Annotated in this window: 3 protein-coding genes; all 3 read left to right on the forward strand. The window is 71.6% G+C overall.

Features of this window, described 5'->3' with window-relative positions; genetic code table 11:
* The first annotated feature begins 256 nt into the window (after positions 1-256).
* On the forward strand, positions 257-2,065 hold the full coding sequence (locus ACYVE9_RS14845) for an ABC-F family ATP-binding cassette domain-containing protein (RefSeq protein ID WP_461028315.1): 1,809 nt from the start codon (positions 257-259) through the stop codon (positions 2,063-2,065).
* Positions 2,066-2,427: 362 nt separating this feature from the next.
* A complete protein-coding gene (locus ACYVE9_RS14850) occupies positions 2,428-4,293 on the forward strand; it encodes an outer membrane protein assembly factor BamB family protein (RefSeq protein WP_461028316.1) in 1,866 nt (621 codons plus the stop codon).
* A 242-nt stretch (positions 4,294-4,535) separates the two neighbouring features.
* On the forward strand, positions 4,536-5,146 hold a 611-nt coding region (locus ACYVE9_RS14855; RefSeq protein WP_461028317.1), incomplete at its 3' end, for a MerR family transcriptional regulator.

Consider the following 5,146-nt stretch of genomic DNA (forward strand, 5'->3'; position numbering starts at 1 on the left):
CAGCCCCTCGGCGGTCGAGGGAGGCCACGCACCCATGGCGGCAGCGGGAAACCGGCCGGCGCCGTCGGCAGGCGCCCACGAGAGCGACGCGGCGGAAGTGGCCGCGCGCCGCTGAACGCTCGTCGCGCGCCGCCCGTGGTGCGGGGACGAACCGGTCGTGGCCCTGGTGCCCACCGGGTCGGCGGGGTCCCGGCGGCGACTAGGCTGGACCGCTGACCAGTCCTGTGACCAGTCCTCGCAACAGAGCCGGAGCCCCATGGCCGTCAACCTCGTCAATCTGGAAGCCGTCGGCAAGGCGTACGCCCTGCGATCGCTGCTCGACGGCGTCTCTCTCGGAGTCAACGAGGGCGACCGGATCGGCGTCGTCGGCCGCAACGGCGACGGCAAGACCACACTGGTCCGCATCCTCGCCCGGCTGGAGGACGTCGACACCGGCCGGGTCACCCATCAGGGCGGCCTGCGGCTCGGAGTGCTGACCCAGCACGACTCCCTGGACCCGGCCGCCACCGTCCGGCACGAAGTGGTCGGTGATCTCGCCGACCACCAGTGGGCCGGTGACTCCCGCGTCCGCGACGTGCTCACCGGCCTCTTCGGCGGCCTCGACCTGCCCGGTTTCCCGCAGGGCATGGACACCGTCATCGGGCCGCTCTCCGGTGGCGAGCGCCGGCGGATCGCGCTGGCCAAGCTGCTCATCGCCGAGCAGGACCTGATCGTGCTCGACGAGCCCACCAACCACCTCGACGTGGAAGGCATCTCCTGGCTCGCCGGGCACCTGCGGGAGCGCCGCTCGGCGCTGGTCTGCGTCACGCACGACCGCTGGTTCCTGGACCAGGTGTGCACCCGCATGTGGGACGTGCAGCGGGGCGCGGTCCACGAGTACGAGGGCGGCTACAGCGACTACGTCTTCGCCCGGGCCGAGCGGGAGCGGATCGCCGCCACCGAGGAGACCAAGCGGCAGAACCTGATGCGCAAGGAGCTGGCCTGGCTGCGGCGCGGAGCGCCCGCCCGCACCAGCAAGCCGCGGTTCCGTATCGAGGCGGCCAACGAACTGATCGCCGGCGAACCGCCGCCGCGGGACACCGCCGAGCTGATGCGCTTCGCCAACTCCCGGCTCGGCAAGACCGTCTTCGAGCTGGAGGACGTCACCGTGCAGGCCGGCCCGAAGGTGCTGCTGAAGCACCTGACGTGGCAGCTCGGGCCCGGTGACCGGGTGGGGCTGGTCGGCGTGAACGGCGCCGGCAAGACCTCGCTGCTGCGTGCCCTCGCGGACGCCGCACGCAGTGAGGGCGAGATCCAGCCCGCCGGGGGACGCGTCAAGGTCGGCCGGACGGTGAAGCTGGCGTACCTCTCGCAGGAGGTGGCCGAACTGCACCCGACCGTCCGGGTCCTGGAGGCCGTGGAGCAGGTCCGCTCCCGCGTCGACCTCGGCAAGGGCAGGGAGATGTCCGCCTCGCAGCTGTGCGAGCGTTTCGGTTTCGTCAAGGACAAGCAGTGGACGCCGGTCGGTGACCTGTCCGGCGGTGAACGCCGCCGCCTCCAGATCCTCCGGCTCCTGATGGACGAGCCGAACGTGCTGTTCCTCGACGAGCCGACGAACGACCTCGACATCGAGACCCTCACCCAGCTCGAGGACCTGCTCGACGGCTGGCCCGGTTCGATGGTGGTCATCAGCCACGACCGCTACTTCCTGGAGCGCACCACCGACCGGGTGTTCGCCCTGCTCGGCGACGCGACGCTGCGCATGCTGCCGCGCGGGGTGGACGAGTACCTGGAGCGCCGGAGTGCGGTGCGCCGTGAGGAGACGGCGCCGCCCGCACCGGGCGCCGCCGCACCGGCGGCACCCGCCAAGCCGGCCGCCGTCTCCCGGGCCGCCCAGAAGGAGCTCCAGCGGCTGGAGCGCCAGCTGGACCGCAACGCCGAGCAGCAGACGAAGCTGCACGCGGAGATGGCCGAGAACGCCACCGACTTCGAGCGGGTCGCGAAGCTCGACGTGCGGTTGCGCGAGCTGGCCGACCAGCAGGAGGAGCTGGAGATGCGCTGGCTGGAACTCGCCGAGGACGAGTAGCCGCCGCCGAGCCGCCGCACCCGTCACCCGCCGTCAGGGCACTGCTCGGCCGGTGGGTGCCGTCCTGTGCGGTCTCGGCCCCTGCCGTGACGGGCCGCGGGTGAGGGGGATCGCACCCGTGCGGTGTCCCAGTCGTGCCCGTGAACGGGGGATTTGGTACGGAGAAGACCCCTTTCCCGTTCTCGACGGAGAAGGCCGGACGGAACCGGCCCGGTGTCCCCCGGTGTCCGGTGATACAAAGGGCTTCGCTCAACTGCCAGTGAGTTGTCGAGAAATCGGCGGGCCAAATGTCCGATTCGCTCGTCCCTACGGGGGATTGAGGGGCAGGGCAATCGGTCCGCGTGTGGAGAAGGAACTTCGCTATGTCCCAGCCGCCGCCCCCGCCTCCGCCCCCGAACGAGCCGCCCTCAGGCGGCTTCGGGGCCCCGAAGGACCCGTCCTACGGCTATCCGCAGCAGCAGAAGTCCGGTGAGGACGAGCCGCAGCAGCCGCCTCAGCCGCCGTCCTCGCCCGGTCAGGCACCCGGCCGGCCACCGAACAGTTCCGGCCAACCGCCGCAGGGGCCCGGCTACGGGTATCCGCAGCCGCCGCAGGGCCCCGGTTACGGCTATCCGCAGCCGCCCGGACAGCCGGCCGCCCCGGGGTACGGCTACCCGGGCCAGCAGCCTCCCGGTCAGCAGCCCCCCGGCCCCTACGGCCAGCCCGGCGGATACGGTCAGCCGGGCCCCTACGGTCAGCCCGGACCGTACGGCCAGCCCGGACCGTACGGCCAGCCCGGACCGTACGGCCAGCCCGGCCCCTACGGTCAGCAGCCGACGTACCCGATGCCGGCGCCCGGCAAGAACGGCTCCGGCGGCGACAACAAGAAGCTGCTGATCGTCATGGCCGCGGTGCTCGCGGTCGTGCTGATCGCCGCGGGCGGCGTGTTCTTCCTGACGAAGGACGACAGCAGCAAGGACGAGTCCAAGGGCGACAGCAAGGGCTCCACCGAGAGCACCGGCGGCGCCGGTGAGGACGGCGAGCCCGAGCAGCGTACGGACGGCCAGGCGGAACTGGCCTGGCAGAAGCCCGCCCCGGTGCTCGTGGACACTGAGATCCTGATGGAGACCCCGGGGACCTGGTTCGCCGGTGGCAACATCGTGAAGTACGAGGTGGACGCCGTCCGCGCGTACGACATGAAGGACGGCAAGGAGGCGTGGTCGATCAAGGCCGTGCGCGGCGACTCGTGCGCGGCGGCCAACGACGCCTCCAAGGACCGCACGATGATCCTGTGGGGTCGCAAGTGCGAGAAGGCCATGGGCATCGACCTCGCGGCCGGCAAGAAGCTGTGGGAGAAGGACCTGCCGGCTCGTGAGGCCGGCGAGATCCCCCGCATCAGCTACCCGCAGGCCGGTGTGAGCGGCGAGACCGCGGGCGTCGCCTGGATCGGCGGCTCCGTCGCCTACGACCTCGCCGACGGCAAGGAGCTGTGGAAGGCCAAGCCCACCGGTGACTGCCGGGACCGCGCGTACGTCGGGGGCAAGCAGTTCCTCGCCATGGTCCAGTGCGGCTTCGGTGACGACGACGTGTCGCTCCAGTCGCTGTCCAGGACGGGCAAGAAGACCAGCGAGTGGAAGGCGCCGTCCGGCGTCAAGATCCAGCGGGTGTTCTCCACCGATCCGCTGGTGGTCGGCGTCAACGCCGGCGGGTCGTCCAGCATCGCGATCACCGACCTGATGGTGCTCTCGGACAAGCTGAAGCTGAAGCAGAAGATCGGCGTCGACCCCGAGCGCTTCCAGTGGAACTCCAACGGCATCGGCCTCTCCGACGCCTACAACGTGATCGTCGACAAGGAGCGGAACACCGCCTACCTGGAGACGAAGATGCACCAGGGCGACGCGGCGCAGACCAACGAGATCGTGGCCTACGACCTGGACACCGGCAAGTCGAGCTGGGTCTCCAACCCGACCGAGGAGGGCCGGACCACACCCGTCGCCCTGCACGACGGCAAGCTGCTCGCCTACGAGGGCGGCAACTACAGCACCACGGGACAGCTCACCGCCATCGACACCGAGACCGGCAAGGTCGAGCCGTACATGAAGCTGCCGGCAGGGGAGCGGGAGCTGATGCAGGGCATGAGCTTCTCCAAGACCCAGCCGTTCTGGCACGACGGCAGCTTCCTCATGGTCACGCAGAAGCTGTACAAGAAGCCCGACCTCAACAAGGGCTGGATCGCCGTCTTCCGCTGATCCCGCCCGGGGCCCACGCCCCGGACGCCGCCCCGGAACCGCGGGCGCGGCGTCCGGCCGCTGGTCCCGGTGAGCGGCACCACCACCCGACGGGCCGGGCGAGTACCCACTCGCCCGGCCCGTCGGCCGTGGGCGGCAGGCGGGTCCGGCCGGGTGCGGGCGTCCACGACCGGCGGTGCGTCTGTGGCGGTGTGTTCCCCGGGGCTTGACCTTGTCGCAGCGGCAGGGTTTTCACTGGCGCCATGCGCATCGGAGAAATCGCAGAACTGATCGGCGTGTCCGCCCGTGCCGTGCGGCACTACCACCAGGTGGGCCTGCTGCCCGAGCCCGAACGGCAGGCCAACGGCTACCGGGTGTACGGGCTGCGCGACGCCGTTCGGCTCGCACGCGTCCGCCGCCTCACCGCGCTCGGGCTCAGCCTGGGGGAGGTCCGTGACGTGCTGGCCGGGGAGGCCGGACGTGACCTGGCCGGCGCGCTGGCGGAGTTGGACGCCGATCTCGCCCGGCAGGAGGCGGAGATCAGGGACCGCCGCGCCCGTCTGGCGGTACTGCTGCGGCAGGCGGCGGAGGGGGAGCTGTCGGGTGACGCTCCGCTCTCCCCCGAGCTGACCGAGCTGCTGCGGGAGCAGGAGTGGGCGCCCGCCGCATCCGAGCCCGGCTCGAAGATGGCGGCGCGGGACCGGGAGCTGTTCGTCCTCCTCGACACCACCGCGCCGGAACTCGTGCGGGGGCGCCTGCTGGAGCTGGTGCAGGCCGTCGGCTCCGGCCCCGAGGGTGCGGACCGGGCCCGGTCCGCCTACGCGCTGCTGGACGGGCTCGCTGACGCGTCGCCGGACGACCCGGCGGTGCGCCG

It is taken from the genome of Streptomyces sparsus (assembly GCF_054776295.1).